Annotated in this window: 18 protein-coding genes; 16 read left to right on the forward strand and 2 right to left on the reverse strand. The window is 37.6% G+C overall.

Annotated elements, in window-relative coordinates; genetic code table 11:
* The first annotated feature begins 4 nt into the window (after positions 1-4).
* Positions 5-2332, forward strand: a complete 2328-nt coding sequence (locus ABJQ32_04885) for a S41 family peptidase (protein ID MEP5288961.1) — start codon at positions 5-7, stop codon at positions 2330-2332.
* A gap of 38 nt (positions 2333-2370) precedes the next feature.
* Here ABJQ32_04885 and ABJQ32_04890 read toward each other — a convergent pair whose 3' ends face one another.
* Positions 2371-2922 (reverse strand): EF-hand domain-containing protein, encoded by a 552-nt coding sequence (locus ABJQ32_04890; GenBank protein ID MEP5288962.1) that lies wholly within the window; start codon positions 2920-2922, stop codon positions 2371-2373.
* Between the two features lie 87 nt (positions 2923-3009).
* Between ABJQ32_04890 and ABJQ32_04895 the strand changes: the two genes are divergently transcribed.
* Entirely contained in the window at positions 3010-4095 is a 1086-nt protein-coding gene (locus ABJQ32_04895; protein MEP5288963.1) for a helix-turn-helix domain-containing protein, read from the forward strand.
* A 72-nt stretch (positions 4096-4167) separates the two neighbouring features.
* Entirely contained in the window at positions 4168-5448 is a 1281-nt protein-coding gene (locus tag ABJQ32_04900) for a cadherin repeat domain-containing protein (GenBank protein MEP5288964.1), read from the forward strand.
* A gap of 37 nt (positions 5449-5485) precedes the next feature.
* On the opposite strand, the gene aroQ is transcribed toward ABJQ32_04900, so the two are convergent.
* On the reverse strand, positions 5486-5917 hold the full coding sequence (gene aroQ / locus ABJQ32_04905) for a type II 3-dehydroquinate dehydratase (protein ID MEP5288965.1): 432 nt from the start codon (positions 5915-5917) through the stop codon (positions 5486-5488).
* Positions 5918-5974: 57 nt separating this feature from the next.
* On the opposite strand from aroQ, the gene xerD reads away from it, so the two are divergent.
* The 13 genes from xerD (at position 5975) to ABJQ32_04970 (ending at position 17951) form a co-directional block, all read left to right on the forward strand.
* Positions 5975-6874 (forward strand): site-specific tyrosine recombinase XerD, encoded by a 900-nt coding sequence (gene xerD / locus ABJQ32_04910; GenBank protein ID MEP5288966.1) that lies wholly within the window; start codon positions 5975-5977, stop codon positions 6872-6874.
* On the forward strand, positions 6874-7905 hold the full coding sequence (locus tag ABJQ32_04915; GenBank protein MEP5288967.1) for a quinone-dependent dihydroorotate dehydrogenase: 1032 nt from the start codon (positions 6874-6876) through the stop codon (positions 7903-7905). The genes xerD and ABJQ32_04915 overlap by 1 nt, the downstream gene beginning before the upstream one ends.
* Positions 7906-7944: 39 nt before the next feature.
* Complete coding sequence (locus tag ABJQ32_04920) at positions 7945-10485, forward strand: DNA translocase FtsK (GenBank protein MEP5288968.1); 2541 nt, start codon at positions 7945-7947, stop codon at positions 10483-10485.
* Positions 10486-10503: 18 nt separating this feature from the next.
* The gene (locus ABJQ32_04925; protein MEP5288969.1) at positions 10504-11130 is read left to right on the forward strand and encodes an outer membrane lipoprotein carrier protein LolA; all 627 of its coding nucleotides are present in this window, start codon (positions 10504-10506) and stop codon (positions 11128-11130) included.
* A 78-nt stretch (positions 11131-11208) separates the two neighbouring features.
* A complete protein-coding gene (locus ABJQ32_04930; GenBank protein MEP5288970.1) occupies positions 11209-11454 on the forward strand; it encodes an RNA-binding protein in 246 nt (81 codons plus the stop codon).
* Positions 11455-11567: 113 nt separating this feature from the next.
* Complete coding sequence (locus ABJQ32_04935; protein MEP5288971.1) at positions 11568-11783, forward strand: hypothetical protein; 216 nt, start codon at positions 11568-11570, stop codon at positions 11781-11783.
* 108 nt (positions 11784-11891) lie between these two features.
* Complete coding sequence (gene pyrF, locus ABJQ32_04940; GenBank protein ID MEP5288972.1) at positions 11892-12701, forward strand: orotidine-5'-phosphate decarboxylase; 810 nt, start codon at positions 11892-11894, stop codon at positions 12699-12701.
* Between the two features lie 30 nt (positions 12702-12731).
* Positions 12732-14000: a DUF2851 family protein gene (locus tag ABJQ32_04945; protein ID MEP5288973.1), complete on the forward strand. Its 1269-nt coding sequence runs from the start codon at positions 12732-12734 to the stop codon at positions 13998-14000.
* Positions 13997-15172: a hypothetical protein gene (locus tag ABJQ32_04950; protein ID MEP5288974.1), complete on the forward strand. Its 1176-nt coding sequence runs from the start codon at positions 13997-13999 to the stop codon at positions 15170-15172. Before ABJQ32_04945 ends, ABJQ32_04950 begins: the two co-directional genes overlap by 4 nt.
* 33 nt (positions 15173-15205) lie before the next feature.
* Positions 15206-15841 (forward strand): NeuD/PglB/VioB family sugar acetyltransferase, encoded by a 636-nt coding sequence (locus tag ABJQ32_04955; protein ID MEP5288975.1) that lies wholly within the window; start codon positions 15206-15208, stop codon positions 15839-15841.
* Positions 15842-15859: 18 nt separating this feature from the next.
* Positions 15860-16477 carry a hypothetical protein gene (locus ABJQ32_04960; protein MEP5288976.1) on the forward strand — a complete coding sequence of 206 codons (618 nt, stop codon included), beginning with the start codon at positions 15860-15862 and terminating at the stop codon, positions 16475-16477.
* A gap of 56 nt (positions 16478-16533) precedes the next feature.
* Positions 16534-16896: a hypothetical protein gene (locus ABJQ32_04965; GenBank protein MEP5288977.1), complete on the forward strand. Its 363-nt coding sequence runs from the start codon at positions 16534-16536 to the stop codon at positions 16894-16896.
* An 86-nt stretch (positions 16897-16982) separates the two neighbouring features.
* Positions 16983-17951: a rhodanese-related sulfurtransferase gene (locus ABJQ32_04970; protein ID MEP5288978.1), complete on the forward strand. Its 969-nt coding sequence runs from the start codon at positions 16983-16985 to the stop codon at positions 17949-17951.
* The last annotated feature ends 36 nt before the right edge of the window (positions 17952-17987 follow it).

Below are 17987 nucleotides of genomic sequence, written 5' to 3' on the forward strand. Positions count from 1 at the left end.
ACTCATGATGAACATTATTGAAAAACTTACACAAACAAATCCTCAGTCAAATAGATTAGCAGATGTAATGGTATCTATTCCACGTATCGTATGTGGATTGCTACTTGCCTTTGATTTTGGGGCATCCAAATTTGGTGTTCCATGGTCTTCCAACAACCTACCTTTTCTGGGAATACCAGAGTGGTTTGTAGAGGACATTGCCACCTTCGGTGGGTTATTTGCGGTGGCTCCATACTTCTTTGCCTGGATGGCGGCTGCAAGTGAAACTATTGGAGGTCTATTACTAGCGCTTGGCTTAAAAACACGTTTCGCTTCATTCCTCATTATGTGTACAATGCTGGCAGCTATCATTTTCCAACAATGGGATAATGGACTATGGAATATGCTCCCTGCTGCCGGCTTCCTCTGGGTCAGCACGTACAGTCTCGTGATGGGGTCAGGAAGATTCGGCTTGGATCATTTGCTGAGCAAAGTCATAAAAAGAAGAAGGTTAATGCATATTCCCATAGGTCAAATCAAACTAAAGACCTCTGTCCCAAAAACTCTTTCCATAATCTTTTTAGCAGGTGTTTCTCTCACAAATTGCTCGTTGTTTGCTCAAGAGCGAAAGGTCACAATCAGTGTAGATATGAGTAGGATAAATCATATAGAAAATGTGGGAGTTAAGGGAAATATTAAGCCCCTTTCCTGGGAAAAGGCATACCCACTTTTAGATGAAGATGGAGATGGAATTTATACTGCTGAGATAGTCTTCAATAGCTCAGATAGATATTTCAGATTCAAGTTTGTTAATGATGGTCAAATGGAATTGGAAGGATCAGACAATCGAATCTTATGGTTTAAAGATGAGCCCATATCGAAGACATATATTTTCAATGAATTTGAATACTATGATGAAGGTAAATTCAAGCAGCTCATATACACAGAAGAGCAAATAAAAGAAGATGTAGCTGTCTTAAAGAAGATCATTCAATACGTTCATCCTGCTATTTACAAATACAGAGATTCTGTTTCTCTACAAATCGATTTTCAACTACTAGAAGACGAGATGATCGCTCAGCCCGATTTAAGAAATGCTTATAAAGCTGTTTCAAAATTCGCAGCTACAATCAAATGCAGTCATACATTCACCAACCCATGGAACCAAGGAGCTACCATAGAAAAAGCTATGTTTTACCAGCCTGATAAACTGCCATTTACTTTCAAAAGGATCGGCAAAAGACTATTCATTGATAAGAATGCATCCGAAAATAAAAAGCTAACACAAGGCTTGGAAATTCTATCCATCAATGATAACTCTACAGAAATCATCCTAACATCCTTAGCACAATATGTCACTTCAGATGGAAATAATTATGAGAAGAAACTCGAACGTCTATCTCTTGCAGGAACAGAGAAGTTTTCATTGTTTGACATCTTCTTTCCATTAGAATTTGGAAGTAAAGAAACATTTGAGCTTGAACTTAGAGATAATCAATCTGGAAAGATTCTGCATGAAACAGTGAAAGCAACCTCCAAAACTAATCGAACCAAAACCCTAAAAGAGCGATATCAAAACTTGGAAATAAGCTTGAGGGACGGCTGGAACTTCAAACTCATAAACGATGAGGTTGGCATCTTGACCATCAAATCTTTTGCCGTGCAAAGAAATGAATTTGATTGGAAAAAGATCATTGACGAGGCTTTTGAAGAATTAAACACCAACCAAACCCCTAACCTAATCATAGACATTCGCGAAAATGAAGGAGGGCAAGGAGAAGTTGGTGAATACATTATCGAGAGGGTTATTCAAAAGCCCTTTACTGCTCCTGCCATGCAATCCTCCGTTAGATACTTATCCATCCCGGAGGAATTCAAAAAACACATGAATACCTGGGCGAAATTTCCTTATGACTTCAACGGAAAAGTAGGTAAGAAAAAGGATGGCAAATACATGCTCAAACCAAAATACACCGTAGCTGGTAAAACATACAAACCCAAAAAGAATGGTTACAAAGGGAAAGTTTTTCTCCTCACAGGTGCTTCCAACAGCTCTGCAACTCATCTTATGGCTGCATATGCAAAACAAGTTGAAGGTGTAACGTTGGTCGGTCAAGAAACAGGTGGGAATCAATTGGGAACTAACGGAAGCTTTATGTTCTTTCTCAGACTACCAAATACGAGAGTAGAAATTGATATTCCAGTGATCAATATGTTTGTTCCACCTGTATCGGGAGAGGCAAAAGATGGTGGAATTGTACCTGATGTTTATGTTGAAAAGAGTTGGAAAGATCTCGTTAGTGGAAATGACCCAGAATTAACGAAAACGCTAGAATTGATTAACAAAAATTGATAGGTAATGATGCGCACTGATCACAGGTTGGTGCGTATCTATTCTTCTGTAGATTTACTCCAATCTCCAAAAATCCAATTACCAGCAGCATCAGCATCCGAAGAATGAAAGAAATCTTCAAACGCCTTAACCAGCTCTCCCCCACTTATTTTACCATCTCCATTTATATCCAATAAGTCAAATGCCTTTTTTGCAACTGACATATAAAGGCCATATGCCTTAAACATATCCAAATACTCACCTTCATCTATATGGCCATCACCATCTTGATCAAATAAGGAGAATAAGTAAGTGGACGATTGATTTACATAATCATTCGGTTGGGAAAGAACCACATCATCAAAAAACTTCAGCCACTCTTCTAAAGAAATTTCCGCTTCCACTTTATCTATGTCCTTCAAGATTTGAATGAATAATCCGTGAGCTTTAAGTCTCAGTAATAAACGCTCACGAGAATTCTCTCTATACCCGATAATGGTACTTACCGTGTTACCCACTCTTTCGAAATCATCCTGTTCCAGAATCTCATTCCCATTATAGTCCAGGACATTGAAAAAATGAGAGAGTTTTTGCTTTTGTAAATCTGTCATTCGCGGAGTATTTGAGTGGAAAGTTAATATTTGCTTCTGAATCTTTTAGATTGTAACATAATATCTCTTTTTAAGTAGACCATAGCTATGGAATTCGGAATTGTAGAAATAATTCTCTTAACGAGCTTGATCAATTCAATCTTCTTTCTGGGACTCATCCATTTAAACCCCAAAAGATACAGTCAGGTCAATCACGCTTTGGTCATGTTCATCTTCCTATCCTCAGTAAACTTTGCTAGTTGGATTGTACTCCCTTATTGGGTTGAAGAATATGAGTGGATTTGTCTAGATCGATTTCCCGTGGTTTTCTTTCTCGGACCCTACATTTATATGTTCTCTACCGCATTATTTGGTAAATCAGACGCCAAGGACAAAAACTACAAAATATTTATTGGAGGATATTTAGATGTGTTGATTACAATCTCATTATGGATATACATCTACTTTTTTTCCTTTGAAGATAGGTTTGAGCTTCTCTTTGATACACTCACCTTACTCATTTACGAAACCTTGGCCATTTTACATACAGGGTATTTCGTATATCTCGCAATCAAGCATTTCATGAATGGGAGTATTAACATTCCGAGATTAAGGCATGTATTTATCCTAATCGTTGTTATCTATTTCTTATGGGTAGGAACATTTCTAGCAGATGCTGCAGTTTATCCATCCCAATTACCCGATACTGCATTCTATCCTACATGGATGTTGATGGTATATCTAAACTTTTATTTAGCTTATCATTTCATTCTAAACCCAACAAAGTCAGTTTCGCTAATAACTTCAGATAAAAAGCTTGCTTCAACGAAAACGCTTGATTTAGCCTGCAATTTGAAAGAAATCATGCTAGAAAAAAGACTCTATAGAAAACCTGATTTATCTCTCTCTTTCATTGCAGCTGAATTAAATACTTCATCAAACTCGCTTACAGAAGTTCTTAAGGAGCATTTTAGGCTCACCTACTACGATTTTATAAATGAATATAGGATTTTGGATATAGTAGAGAGGTTTAAGAATGGAGATGATAGGAAATACACCATAAAGACTATTTCTGAAGAAGCTGGTTTCAGGTCGAAAACCACCTTCATCAAGGCTTTCAAAAAGGAAACCGGTATGCTCCCAAAAGAATATTTAAGTTCAGTTCAACAAAAAGGAAGTCCAACTGAGCTCTAATTGAACATTTTCAAGCCTCCAAAGCTTCAAAATGACTTATTCACTGATTTAGTTTTGAAACTAAAACTCATCATGTATAAGTATCTTATTCCTTTAATCCTTCTCTCTTCTTTGACATTACTGGTCAGTTGTGGGGAAGATGAACCTACCAATAATCCTCCATCAATTAGCGATCGGTCTTTTAGGATCCCAGAAGAGATTGAAACTGGAGAAAGAGTTGGATTTATTTCAGCATTTGACTTAGAAAATGATCCACTTACCTATGCAATCATTTCAGGCAATATCGATAATACATTCGCGCTCAATTCATCAAGTGGTGAACTGACTATACGTTCCAATGAAAAAATTGATTTTCAGGTAACTAGTCAATACACTTTGACAGTAGAAGCCAGTGATGGTAAATCTAGTGTATCAGCACTTATTACGATCAATGTAGAAGAGGCCAATCGTGTACCGTTGATTAATGAACAGACCTTCAGTCTATCCGAAAATGCAAGCGTGGGACTAGAAATTGGAATGATCATAGCTACAGATCCTGAAGGAGATGAACTTGAATATACTATTCTCGGTGGTGATGTAGATGAGTTGTTTGATCTAGATTTGGAAAGTGGGGTACTTACACTCATTTCTACTGAGAAGTTGGATTTTGAAACGACGGATTCTTACATAATCACCATTTTAGTTGAAGACTCTGAAGCGCTTGTCTCTTCTGCTCCTATTACAATCAACATTCTTGATGCTGATGAACCCAATCTCTCTTTTGAGCTCGCTGGTAATAATTTCACAATAGAAGATGGATTGATACGTGAATTTGGTGTTGTGTCGAGCGTGAGTTCCTTTCATTATGCCAGAACCTTTGCCCTAGCTGATGGAGAGTATTCATTTAGTGAAGCGTCAGGTGATTTTGTTGTCAATGGAGGAACAGTTGGTGTGTTTGGAGTTCTCTTTTCAAATGCTCTTTTCTCCTTCAAACCAGGAGAGTTTATCTATGCTGATACCGCTACAACACAGGCTAGCGACTTTATAGGTAAAGATTTTATTTACTCAAGTGCAATTATCATTGATGGCAATAACGATGGGAGTGTCGGTGTAAACGAGGAAGATATTGTTTATCGTGTTACCGGGGGTTCTATAAAGGTAATCTCCAACGGAGCGAACCCTCCAACACTAAATTATAATGTAGAGGTAACGCTTTATGACGTGGCTACCAAACAGTTCGTACATACTGTTAAAGCTGACCTTCATTTTGAATATTCCGGTGATTATAAGTTTAGTGATGAAAGAGCAAGAGGTTCAGGGCGGTTAGAAACAGAAGATATTAACCATGGCATAGAATTTAACAGTAACAAATAGGGCTTTAAGCTCCAACCAGCTAAGTACTAGACCACATTTATGATGTGGTCTTTGCTTTTACTAGTTCTTCGATAGCTATGGCATATCCTTCTAAGCCCATACCATTGGTGGAGCCAATGCACACATCTTTCACATAGCTTACTTGTCGGAAATCTTCACGTTCAGCAAGATTTGATATATGTACTTCAAAAACTGGCGTTTCAATTCCGGCAATAGCATCTCTCAGGGCAATGCTTGTATGTGTGTATGCTCCGGGATTAAAAACAATTCCGTCGTAGCTAAAACCTACTTGATGCAGTTTATCGATTAGTGCTCCTTCGTGATTTGATTGAAAATATTCGAGCTTGCAATCTGCAAATAGGTTTTTCAGTTCTTTGAAAAAATCTTCAAAAGTCTGACTTCCATAGATTTCGGGTTCACGTTTACCCAATAGGTTTAAGTTGGGTCCGTTTAAAATAAGTATTCGCATATGAAATTCTGTAACGCTAATTTAGAGTGTTAAAATGACGTTTTAAAAAGCAACACCTTGTCCTGGAAAACATATACTAAGCAATTCAAGAATTACCTCAAACTAGAACGTTCATTGGCACAAAACTCGGTGGATGCTTACATAGCTGACATATCCAAGCTTCAGCAGTTCTTGGATATCAAAGAACGTGATACTCCTCCTACCAGAATCATCCAACAAGATCTTATCGACTTTCTTGAATTTATCACCGAACTAGGTATGTCTGCCTACACTCAGGCAAGGATGGTGTCTGGACTCAAGGCTTTTTTCAAATTCCTGATCTATGAAGAAGTTATTACAAAGGATCCTTCAGAATTATTAGAAGCCCCAAAACTTGGCCGCAAGCTTCCAGACACACTAAATCTACCTGAAATAGAAGATTTATTCGACGCAATAGATATGTCTTCACCTGAAGGTCAGCGTAATCGAGCTATGTTAGAAACATTGTATAGTTCTGGATTACGGGTCTCAGAACTTATCAATCTTAAGATCAGCAATATTCACGAAGACATAGGATTCTTAAGAGTTATTGGAAAGGGTAGCAAAGAAAGGCTGGTACCTATTGGTCGATCAGCATTGAAGCATATAAAAATTTTTAGGGATGATGTACGTGTCCATATAGATGTAAAACAAGGCTTTGAAGATCACCTATTTGTCACCAAGCGTGGGAAAGCGATCAGTCGGGTGATGGTATTTATGATCATAAAAGACCTGGCCGCTAAAATTGGATTAAAGAAAAATATAAGTCCGCACACATTTCGTCATAGCTTTGCAACACACTTGATTGAAGGGGGTGCAGACTTACGCGCAGTGCAGGAAATGTTAGGGCATGAATCCATTACTACCACAGAGATTTACACTCACCTTGATCGGGATTATTTGAAGCAGGTCATTACCCAATTCCATCCTAGAAGCTGATGTATAAAATCTTAAAACCTCTCCTCTTTTTTCTTTACTCTCCCGAAAAAGCTCATAGGATCACTACCAGCCTACTCCACTTTCTCTTAAAACTGCCGTTTGGCAAGAGTCTGATTCGTAGTATGTTCCATTTTGAGGATCACAGACTCGAACGAGAAGTATTTGGTTTGAGATTTAAGAACCCAGTTGGACTTGCCGCAGGATTTGATAAAAATGCGGAGCTCATTGATGACTTTTCCAATCTTGGGTTTGGTTTTATTGAAATAGGCACGCTAACTCCAAAAGGTCAGCCTGGGAATCCTCAACCAAGGTTATTCAGACTTCCGCAAGATGAAGCGTTGATTAACCGAATGGGATTTAATAATGATGGCGTAGATGAAGCAATTGAAAGACTTAAAAATCGAAAGTCCGACATCCTCGTTGGAGGAAATATCGGAAAGAACAAGATTACTCCCAATGAGAATGCTTTAGAGGATTATCTCATATGCTTTGAGAAGCTATTCGATTATGTAGATTATTTCGTTGTGAATGTAAGCTCTCCCAATACACCGGGACTTAGAGAACTTCAAGAAAAAGAACCACTATTGAAGCTACTTAAGGCATTGCAAGATGAAAATAATAAAAAAGAAACCGCTAAGCCACTCCTTTTAAAAATTGCACCTGATCTATCAGAATCTCAACTCGATGATATCATTTCCATCACAAAAGAACTCGATCTGGATGGATTAATTATCTCAAACACAACTATCGACCGATCAGGATTGTCAACCAAAGTAGAAAGTGTCGAAGCTATTGGCGCTGGAGGTTTGAGTGGCAAACCAGTCTTTGAAAAATCAAATAACGTACTGAAATATATAAGAAGGCATCTTCCACACGTTCATATTATTGCTGTGGGTGGTATACATTCAGCCCAAGATGCAGTAGAAAAAATACAAGCAGGAGCCAATTTGGTTCAAATTTATACCGGCTTGGTATATGAAGGACCGGCTCTAATTAAAAAGATCAATAAGGAACTACTTAAGCATGTTTGATCCCCGCTGAAAACTCCATTATTTTTGGACATATAACCTATGGCACAAAACACTTATAAGAAGAAGAGCGAGAAGAAGGAGAAAGCAAGTATTAAGTTCAACTTCATCACCGATCGAAAATTCCATCTATTCATTGGATTTTCACTTCTATTGATTTCACTATTTCTTGCGGTTTCATTTATTTCTTACATGAACGCAGGGCAAGCAGATCAAAGTGTGGTGGAAGCGTTCACAAATACAAACATCAAGGACTCAGGAGTAGAAGTTCAAAATGCTTTTGGATTGATTGGAGCTATTGCAGCACATTACTTCATTTTTCTATGGTTCGGTATTGCAGCTATGCTAATCCCCCCATTTCTCTTTATTGTAGCATACAAAATCATCTGGAGCAAAACTCTTATTCCTATAACTAAGTCTTTCAATTTTGTCGTGTTTTATCTGGTATGGACCAGCCTCGTGATGGGCTATTTTCTCCTTTCACAGGAGGAGACATCCATGTGGGGATTCTTAAGTGGTGGCATTGGATATGAACTGGCAATGATCGCTCAAAGTTTGATGGGTTGGGGAGCAATTCTATTCATTGTATTCTTATTCGTGGTGTTTAATATGTTCTTCTTTGACATCACCCGTGTACCTGCATTCAGTAGAGCATCCGTTTCTTTCGATAATCTTATCAATCAAATAAAGTCTTTAATCCCAGAGAAAAAACCTAAAGAAGCTAAAACTGCAGACATCAATTCTGTTCTAGACCAGATCAAAAAAGAGGTAGAAGACGAAGATGCTAGTAAAGATGAATCAGAAACCTGGGTAGTTAAGAAAATTCCTACCAAACCAGTATCCAAAAAAGAAAAAGCAGATCCTGAGTTTACAATCGATCTACCTGAGTTCAAAAAAGAAGAACCACTTCCAAAAGAAGTTGAAGAGAAAATATTCGCACCTAAAGAAGAAAAATCTTTTATCCCCTCTACTCCAGAAGAGGAACCTATAGTTAAAAACGAAGAACTTGAAGACTTATCCTTTGAGGTCGAACAAAAAGAATTTGAAGAAGAGGTTAAAGAGGAATCTGTCAACTACGACCCTACACTCGATCTTCCTAGATATAAATTCCCTAACTCTTCATTGCTGATAGAATACCCTGAGAAAGAGCTGACAGTTACTAAAGATGAGTTAGAAGCTAACAAAGATCGAATCATTGAAACACTTGTCAACTTCAAGATCGGAATCTCCAGTATAAAAGCAACCATTGGTCCTACTGTAACGCTTTATGAAATCGTGCCAGAAGCTGGTGTCAAAATTTCTAAGATTAAAAATCTGGAAGATGATATCGCTTTAAGTCTTGCTGCCCTCGGGATTAGAATTATCGCCCCTATTCCAGGAAAAGGTACTATTGGTATTGAGGTGCCTAATAAAAATAGAGAGATGGTAGATGCTCGATCCGTGATCACTACCGGCAAATTCATGGAAAGCAAAATGGACTTACCCGTTGTTCTTGGTAAGACCATTTCTAATGAAGTGTTTGTAACCGATCTTGCCAAAATGCCTCACCTATTGATGGCAGGAGCAACTGGACAAGGTAAGTCGGTAGGGTTGAACATCATACTTACTTCTTTGCTTTACAAGAAACATCCATCGCAGTTAAAGTTGGTTCTGGTCGATCCAAAGAAGGTTGAATTAACCCTTTTTAATAAGGTAGAGAAACACTTTCTTGCCAAGCTTCCGGATAGTGAAGAGCCTATCATCACCGATACTTCTAAAGTAGTAAATACGCTTAATTCCTTGTGTATTGAAATGGATAATCGCTATGATCTCTTGAAAAGTGCCGCATGTAGAAATCTGAAAGAATACAATAAGAAATTTACAGAGCGAAAACTCAATCCAAATAAAGGACATAGATTCCTTCCTTACATTGTACTTGTCATAGATGAATTGGCTGACTTGATGATGACTGCTGGAAAAGAAGTAGAAACACCGATTGCTCGTCTAGCTCAACTTGCCCGGGCTATCGGGATCCATCTAATTGTAGCAACTCAAAGACCTTCCGTAAACGTAATTACCGGTATTATCAAGGCAAACTTCCCTGCCAGACTTTCATTCCGAGTAACATCCAAAATTGACTCTCGTACCATTCTGGATGCGGGCGGTGCGGACCAATTAATTGGAATGGGAGACATGTTGCTCTCGATGGGTTCTGACATGACACGGTTACAATGTGCATTCGTCGATACACCTGAAGTAGAAAAAATATGTGAATTTATTGGTGAACAAAGAGGTTATGATGATGCTTATCTATTACCAGAATATGTTGCAGAAGGTGAAACTGGCATTGGTGAAGTGGACTTATCTGATCGGGATGCTCTTTTTGCAGATGCAGCTCGTCTCATTGTTATTCATCAGCAAGGGTCTACTTCGTTAATCCAGCGTAAAATGAAATTAGGTTATAATAGAGCCGGACGTTTAATTGATCAACTTGAGGCAGCAGGAATTGTGGGTGCTTTTGAGGGTAGTAAGGCTCGCGAAGTACTAATACCTGACGAACATAGTTTGGAACAGTTATTGTCTGAAATCGAAATCAAATACTAAGAAGAATTTAAGAACTCAATGAAAAAGCTCATAATCGCATCTTTATCTCTATTTCTACTGATAAACGTAAATGCACAGTATGATCCATCTGCATTAGCAGTACTTGATGCCATGAGCAGCAAGTACAAGAATGTAGAAGCCTTCAAAGCTTCATTTTCTCAACAGCTAACAAATGAAAGTGCTGGGTTAGACGAAACCATCTCAGGAAACATCGCTGTGAAAGGAGATATGTACGTATTGGATGTTGCAGGTCAACGAATTTTCAATGATGGTACAGATATGTACAATTATAACCCTGAGATTCGAGAAGTAACCATTAGCTCATATGATCCTGAAGATTCAGAGATCACGATCGGCAATATTTATGAAATATATAAAAATGGGTTTAAATATGCCTTGAGTGAAACAAATGCAAGTGGTGATAGGCTAATCGAATTAGATCCAGAAAGTAGAGACAAAAGCTATTTTAAAATACGAATGACCATCAATGCTCAAGATGAATTGAAGTCATTTACAGTTTTTGAAAGAACAGGCAATAAATATGTCTACTCCATTAATGCATTCACACCTAGTGATCTGAATGACAGTTACTTCACATTTGATGTAGCTAAATATCCTAACGTAGAGGTCATTGACTTCCGGTAGATTGCATTCTCAAGAAAAAGTTTACCTTTGCTGCGTTCAGAACAAGTCTGTACGCTTTTTAATATTTTATTTTTTTTAATGAACATTTTCGTAGCTAAGCTTAACTATGCAACTTCAGAAGACGCATTGAGACAAGCATTTGAAGAATTCGGAACAGTAGATTCCGCTAAAGTTATCATGGACAGAGACACTCAGAGATCTAAAGGTTTCGGTTTCGTTGAAATGCCAAATGATGACGAAGGTAACCAGGCTATTTCAAGCCTAAACGAAACAGAATTAGATGGTAGAACCATCGTTGTAAAAAAAGCTAACCCAAGAGGTTAAGCACAAGAACAGATTCTAAGTTTTTTTGAATTTTATATAATTGCTCGTGTGGAATCTTTTCCGCACGAGCATTGTTTTATATAATTGTTACGTACACATAAAATTTTATTGATTTGGCTAGACCTGCAACTACTCCGGTAAAACTTAAAGACGGATACTATATAGAACTCCGACACAAGGGTGAAAGAAAAGGAATCAAACTGAGAAGTGATACGATTCCAGAATTGCACCAATCCATCAAAAAGTACCAGAAGCTTTATGACATCCACTTCTATGGAGAAGTAAAAAAAGGAAAAGTTATAAATGATAAGCTTCCAGAGCTTAAATAATTAAACGCTTTTACTATTTGTTTGACGTCACTCCTTTTAGGAGAGTACGAAACCCATATCCTCAGGCTAATTTATTCTTAAATTAGCCTGAATTTTTATTATTAAAACATGACCCGCCAACAGCTTTTTGAAAACATTACAAAGAAGGAATCCTTTCTTTGCATAGGTCTGGATACGGATATTCAAAAAATTCCTGAACACCTACTCACAGAAAAGGATCCAATCTTTGAATTCAACAAGCAAATCATTGATGCTACCCACAAGTATGCAGTAGCCTACAAGCCAAACACCGCATTTTATGAGGCTCAGGGTGCAAAAGGATGGGAATCACTTCAGAAGACTCTTGAGTATATTCCAAAAGATATTTTCACTATAGCAGACGCAAAACGAGCTGATATTGGGAATACATCTGCCATGTATGCGCGTGCCTTTTTCGAGAACATGAACTTCGATTCTGTCACAGTAGCACCCTATATGGGATCAGATTCAGTAAAACCTTTTCTAGGTTTTGACAATAAGTGGGTCATCATTTTAGCTGCTACAAGTAATCCTGGAGGCTCTGATTTCCAACACCTGACTGTTGATGGAGACAAATTCTACGAAAAAGTTATCAAAACTAGTCAAGAGTGGGGTTCTGAAGACAGCATCATGTATGTCGTAGGAGCTACCAGACCAGAAGCTCTAAAAGAAATCAGAAAAATTATTCCAAATCATTTTTTACTCATCCCAGGAGTAGGGGCCCAAGGTGGTGATCTAAAAACAGTTTGTGAAAATGGCCTGAACAAAGAATGCGGCTTACTTATCAACTCATCCAGAGGAATTATCTATGCTGATGGTGGTCAGCATTTTGCGAAAGAAGCTGTCAGAGAAGCTGAAAAGATTCAAGCAGAAATGGCTAAAATCCTTAAAGGATTATAGAGCAAATCGTATCTTAGAAGGAAGTTACTTATGGACGAACTCTTCCTCCACTACATCTGGAAATATCAAAAATTCAATCTGACCGATTTATCAGTATCAGATGGGCAATCATTAAAGGTCTTCTATCAAGGAAATCACAATCAGGATTCTGGGCCAGACTTTGCGGAAGCTCGAATAAAAATAGGGTCAATAGAATGGGCTGGACAAGTAGAAATTCATATCAATTCTTCGGATTGGATCCATCATAAACATCAAAATGATCCAGCATACAAAAATGTAATCCTTCACGTCGTTTGGACAAATGATCAAGAAATATTAATCGAGGGACAACCAATTCCGACACTTGAGCTTAAATCAATCATAGATTTAGATTTAATCGAAAAATATAAGCGGCATATCCAATCAACAAACGAAATTCTCTGCTCTGATCAGTTTAGTTCTGTTCCGCAACTAACTAAAAGTAGTATGCTTGATCGAGTCTTGGTTGAACGGTTGATGGAAAAATCTGACAGAATCTTACATCGATTGAAGGAAAACAAAAATGATTGGGAAGAAGTCACTTACAAAACCCTTGCTGAAAATTTTGGATTTTCAACGAACAAAGAAGCTTTTAAAAGACTTACCGATCTTCTGTCCTTCTCTGTTTTAAAAAAAATTCTTCCAAAAGCTTTAGAAACTGAAGCTCTTATTTTTGGTCAATCTGGATTTCTAGAAGGTGAAGGTGATGATTATAAGAAAAAACTTCGCTCTGAGTACGATTTTATAAGCAAGAAATTCCAACTACCTGACACAATGGTACAAGCACAATGGAAGTTTGGAAAACTAAGGCCAGACAATTTTCCGACTGTAAGGTTGTCTCAGTTTGCTTCATTGCTACATAAACATTCGCAACTATTTACTTTTTTGACCCAAACAGAAAGTATGGATGTTTTAAAAAAGAAACTGGTTGTTTCAGTATCCAGCTATTGGCAAGATCACTATGATTTTGGGAAGCCTAGAAAAAAACCGATCGAAACCATAGGAATCAGCTCTTTTGAAAATATTCTAATCAATACTGTAGCTCCCCTGCTAGCTGCGTATTCCAAGTATACAGATGAGCAGAAATTTATAGATCGAGCAGTTGAATTGCTCGAATCGCTTTCTCCTGAAAGTAATCGGATTACAAGAAAGTGGGAACCGCTTGATCAAAAGGCAAAAAATGCCTTTGAATCACAAGCTCAAATCCATCTTTTTAAGAATTACTGTCAAAAAAAGAGATGTCTTCAGTGTAATGTAGGTGTGAAAATACTAAGTAAATGATCTACTGGCTTATTCACATATTGATTTTGGGGATCCTTTCTTTCGCAGGGTTTAGGTTTATTAAAAGTACCATTCCCCCATTTATCTACTGGACTGCTCTCTCGTTGAAACTAATTGCCGGATTGATTCTTGGCTATATTTTCTTTGAATATTATGAATATGGCGATACAATTACCTTCTTCGAAGTTGCAAAAAATTCTGACACGATAGGATTTGCAAACCAGCCCAGAGATCAATTTTTTGTTAAGCTCATTCGTCCAATCGTACTAATTTCAGGCAATTCCTATTGGATCACATCTCTTTGGCTGTCGTTAATCAGTTTTCTATCAAGTTGGTATACAACCACCGTAATTGTTAAACTATATCCGAATATTAGATTCGTGGTTATGGTCTGTTTCCTATTTATTCCATCCACCGTATTCTGGTCATCTGGAATGATGAAAAACACACTGGCATTCGCGAGTATGTCTATTTTGATTGCTTTTATTTTAAGATTCTATAGAAACCATAGTCTTACTATTTTCAATATCCTATTAATGATCCTATCAGGATTCCTCCTTTTCCATCTTAAGCATTACCTATTTATCTCAGTTCTGCTTTTTGGAGGCATCTTATTATCCCTTCATTTTTTCATTTGCAATAAAGGATTCTCAAGGTGGATAATACCAATATCCATTGGAATGGTATCCATCGTTTCAACACAGTTCATTCACCCCTACTTAACCTTTAATCGTATTCCACAGACCCTTTACGAAAACAACCGTACCATTATTTTAAACTCTGATGTTGAAGATCGTCTGAATTTAGTTGTTGAAAATGATTCATGGACGGCACTTATAAGCCAAGTACCAAGAGCACTTCATATTGGTTTATTTAGACCAAGCATATTTGATAAGACTCCATCATTGGGGTGGGTCCACAAAATTGAAAACCTAATTCTAGCTACACTCATAAGTCTGAGTATACTTCTTCTATTAAAACTTAGATTAAAACCTGACTGGCCTCTGTTAGTTGCAGCCTTGAGTTGTATTCTTTTATTAGCTGTTATGCTTCCTCTTTCGTCACCTAATTTGGGAACTCTCGTAAGGTACAAGAATGCTTATATGCCTTATTTATTCTTAATAAGCAGTATTCTACCCTATCGTTTCCTAACTTCTCAAACGGTCGATTAATTGCTAATTTTGCGGCTTTAACACATAAAGGACATGGAGAAACCCGTAATCATTTTAGGATCTACAGGACTAGCAAAAGCAGCTCTTGAAATATTTAATTCCAATAGCATAGTTGTTTATGGCTTTCTGGATGATGATGAGAAAACACATAATAGCGAAATAAACTCAGTTACGATACTTGGATCAACGGATGATCATGGTTTCACTAAACTCATTGGCCAAAAATGTGAGGCTTTTGTGGCTACTGACGATAATAAACTGAGGAAGAAGTATGTAGAATATCTCAACGAAACCCGAAAGATTATGCCAATGAACGCAGTTCATCATTCGGCATCAATATCGGATTCTTTTGGGATTGGACATGGAAACTTTGTTAATGCTGGTGCTGTATTGTCGAATGATTCTAAAATGGGAAATCACAATGTGATTAACTCAAAAGTAATAATCGAACAAGAGGCAGAAATTGGAGATTTTGTTCAAATTGGTGCCGGGTCTATCATCAATACTAAAGTGAAGATCGAGAATGAAGTATTCATCGGATCAGGGGTAACCATAGTTGCTGGAGTCAAGATTGAAAAGGGGGCTCGAATAGGTGCAGGATCAGTGGTTGTAGGTGATGTAAAGAAGGGGCAAACTGTGTTCGGAAATCCCGCAGTGGAAGTGAAGTAAGAATTACCTTACGGCTGTATGAAATCCAAAAGCTTAATCCTTCTCTCCTTACTGGTACTCCATAGCTGCGTTCCAGAAGGACTAATGAGAACATGGAGCACTACAGAAGATTATGATCGTCAGTTCAATAGCATTCTTGTCATGGGACTCATAAACAATGTGAACTTAAGGAATGAAGTAGAAAACGAGGTGGTTACAACAGGGGGAAAAGCAGGGCTAAAATGTGTCAATGGGATGTCTATGTTTCCGCCTGAACTCGGAAAGCCATTTGAAGATGTAGAAAGAGCAAAAGAGCGAATGAGAAACAATGGGTTTGATGGAGTGATAACAGTAGCCCTAGTTGATATAAAAGAAGAAAGATATGTTCCACCTCAAACAGGTTACTCGCCTCTGGTTTATTACAATCGTTTTGGAAATTATTTTTTTAGAACCTATGATCTTGTCTATCAGCCAGGATACTTCACTCAAGACACAAAATACTTTATAGAAACTAACTTTTACGAGTTAAGAGAAGGCAAACTCGTTTGGTCAGGTCGTTCTACTGTTTTTACACGAGAAGAATTAAACAGCTATTTGGCTAATTATTCCAGAGGCCTTTTCAAAGAATTAAAAATGGAGGGAATCATTAACAATTAATCCCCTCCATTTTTACAACAAAAAATCATTAGATTCAATTTAATCATTGACGAAAAATGGAAAAACAATCAATCGTTATCTTATTCATGCTCTCAATAATTCTTCTTGGGAATACCTCCTTCAAACCAGTTCAGACCTCAAAAACAAAACTATATGTAACTGTGATCGATGGATCCGGTAATCAGATAGAAGATGCCGCTATCACGATTTATACATCCGAAGATGACTACAAAAACAATGCAAACAAGCTGATAGAAGGTAAGACAGACAAAAAAGGGAAATTTCAATTCAAAGGACTTGGAATCAGGTCTTACTTTCTTGACGTACGGAAAAATGCGATGAATAATGACGGTGAAGATGTACAAACAGGCTTGCTTTCGGAAGGAAAGATTAACAGAGTGATTGTTGTCATAAAGTAAGTATTAAAACAGTAATCTGACTTTTTTAGCAAAAGAAATTATTTTTGTGATGTATTAACACCCTGCTGAAACAGGGCTTGGTTATTATGGAAGAACATTACGTACTACTCTATTACTGCTATAGTAAAATTGATGACCCTGAAGAGTTTAGGGAACAGCATCATACCCTTTGTTTAGATCTCAATCTTAGAGGACGCATCATAGTTGCCAAAGAAGGCCTCAATGGAACCGTTTCTGGCACCCAAGAATCATGTGAAAAATACATGAATACCATCACCAGTGACCCTCGGTTCTCTCATACTGAATTCAAGGTTGACACCAACGATCATCCTGCATTTGAAAAAATGCACGTCCGTGTAAAACCAGAAATCGTCCATAGTTCACTGAACCATGTTGATCCTACAAGCAAGACAGGCAGGTACATTGAACCTGATGAATTTAGAGAAATTCTAAAGGAAGAATCTGAGGATACTATCGTTCTCGACGTACGCTCAAACTATGAGCATATGATCGGTAAGTTTAAAAATGCAATTACACTTGACATAGATAACTTTCGTGATTTTCCTGAAAAAATAGAGGAACTTAAAAAGTTTAAGGATAAAAAGATTGTAACGTACTGTACAGGTGGTATTAAATGTGAGAAAGCAAGTGCCTACCTATTGGAACAAGGGTTTGAAAATGTTCACCAACTTCATGGAGGAATCATCAAGTATGGATTAGAAGCTAAGGGTGAAGATTTCGAAGGCAAATGCTATGTCTTTGATAATCGAATTGTGAAAGAAGTGAATACGATCAATCCAACAGTTGTGTCCAGATGCCATGTTACTGATGAACCATGTGATAGAATGGTGAACTGTGCTAACCCTCATTGCAATAAACACATTCCTATGAGTGAAAAGGGTGCTGAAATTTACAATGGTAGTTGCTCTGAAGAATGCATGAACAATCCTGATACTCGTCCATACGATGGAACTGGATTCTATCAGAAGAAAATGAATGGATATAATCCATATAAGGGGTCAAAGCGAAAGTTTGCCTCTCAAGATAGTGATTAACTTTTCATAACTTAAGCTCATCAAAGTAGTTTCTCA

The organism is Marinobacter alexandrii (assembly GCA_039984955.1).
GTDB lineage: Bacteria > Bacteroidota > Bacteroidia > Cytophagales > Cyclobacteriaceae > Ekhidna.

Bases quoted from the DNA above. Each gene is read 5' to 3' on its own strand.
- ABJQ32_04965 (MEP5288977.1), top strand. From the start codon at position 16,534: ATGGAAAAACAATCAATCGTTATCTTATTCATGCTCTCAATAATTCTT.
- ABJQ32_04970 (MEP5288978.1), top strand. From the start codon at position 16,983: ATGGAAGAACATTACGTACTACTCTATTACTGCTATAGTAAAATTGAT.
- ABJQ32_04920 (MEP5288968.1), top strand. From the start codon at position 7,945: ATGGCACAAAACACTTATAAGAAGAAGAGCGAGAAGAAGGAGAAAGCA.
- ABJQ32_04900 (MEP5288964.1), top strand. From the start codon at position 4,168: ATGTATAAGTATCTTATTCCTTTAATCCTTCTCTCTTCTTTGACATTA.
- ABJQ32_04960 (MEP5288976.1), top strand. From the start codon at position 15,860: ATGAAATCCAAAAGCTTAATCCTTCTCTCCTTACTGGTACTCCATAGC.
- pyrF (MEP5288972.1), top strand. From the start codon at position 11,892: ATGACCCGCCAACAGCTTTTTGAAAACATTACAAAGAAGGAATCCTTT.
- aroQ (MEP5288965.1), bottom strand. From the start codon at position 5,917: ATGCGAATACTTATTTTAAACGGACCCAACTTAAACCTATTGGGTAAA.
- ABJQ32_04950 (MEP5288974.1), top strand. From the start codon at position 13,997: ATGATCTACTGGCTTATTCACATATTGATTTTGGGGATCCTTTCTTTC.
- ABJQ32_04930 (MEP5288970.1), top strand. From the start codon at position 11,209: ATGAACATTTTCGTAGCTAAGCTTAACTATGCAACTTCAGAAGACGCA.
- ABJQ32_04885 (MEP5288961.1), top strand. From the start codon at position 5: ATGATGAACATTATTGAAAAACTTACACAAACAAATCCTCAGTCAAAT.
- ABJQ32_04890 (MEP5288962.1), bottom strand. From the start codon at position 2,922: ATGACAGATTTACAAAAGCAAAAACTCTCTCATTTTTTCAATGTCCTG.
- ABJQ32_04955 (MEP5288975.1), top strand. From the start codon at position 15,206: ATGGAGAAACCCGTAATCATTTTAGGATCTACAGGACTAGCAAAAGCA.
- ABJQ32_04925 (MEP5288969.1), top strand. From the start codon at position 10,504: ATGAAAAAGCTCATAATCGCATCTTTATCTCTATTTCTACTGATAAAC.
- ABJQ32_04895 (MEP5288963.1), top strand. From the start codon at position 3,010: ATGGAATTCGGAATTGTAGAAATAATTCTCTTAACGAGCTTGATCAAT.
- ABJQ32_04915 (MEP5288967.1), top strand. From the start codon at position 6,874: ATGTATAAAATCTTAAAACCTCTCCTCTTTTTTCTTTACTCTCCCGAA.
- ABJQ32_04945 (MEP5288973.1), top strand. From the start codon at position 12,732: ATGGACGAACTCTTCCTCCACTACATCTGGAAATATCAAAAATTCAAT.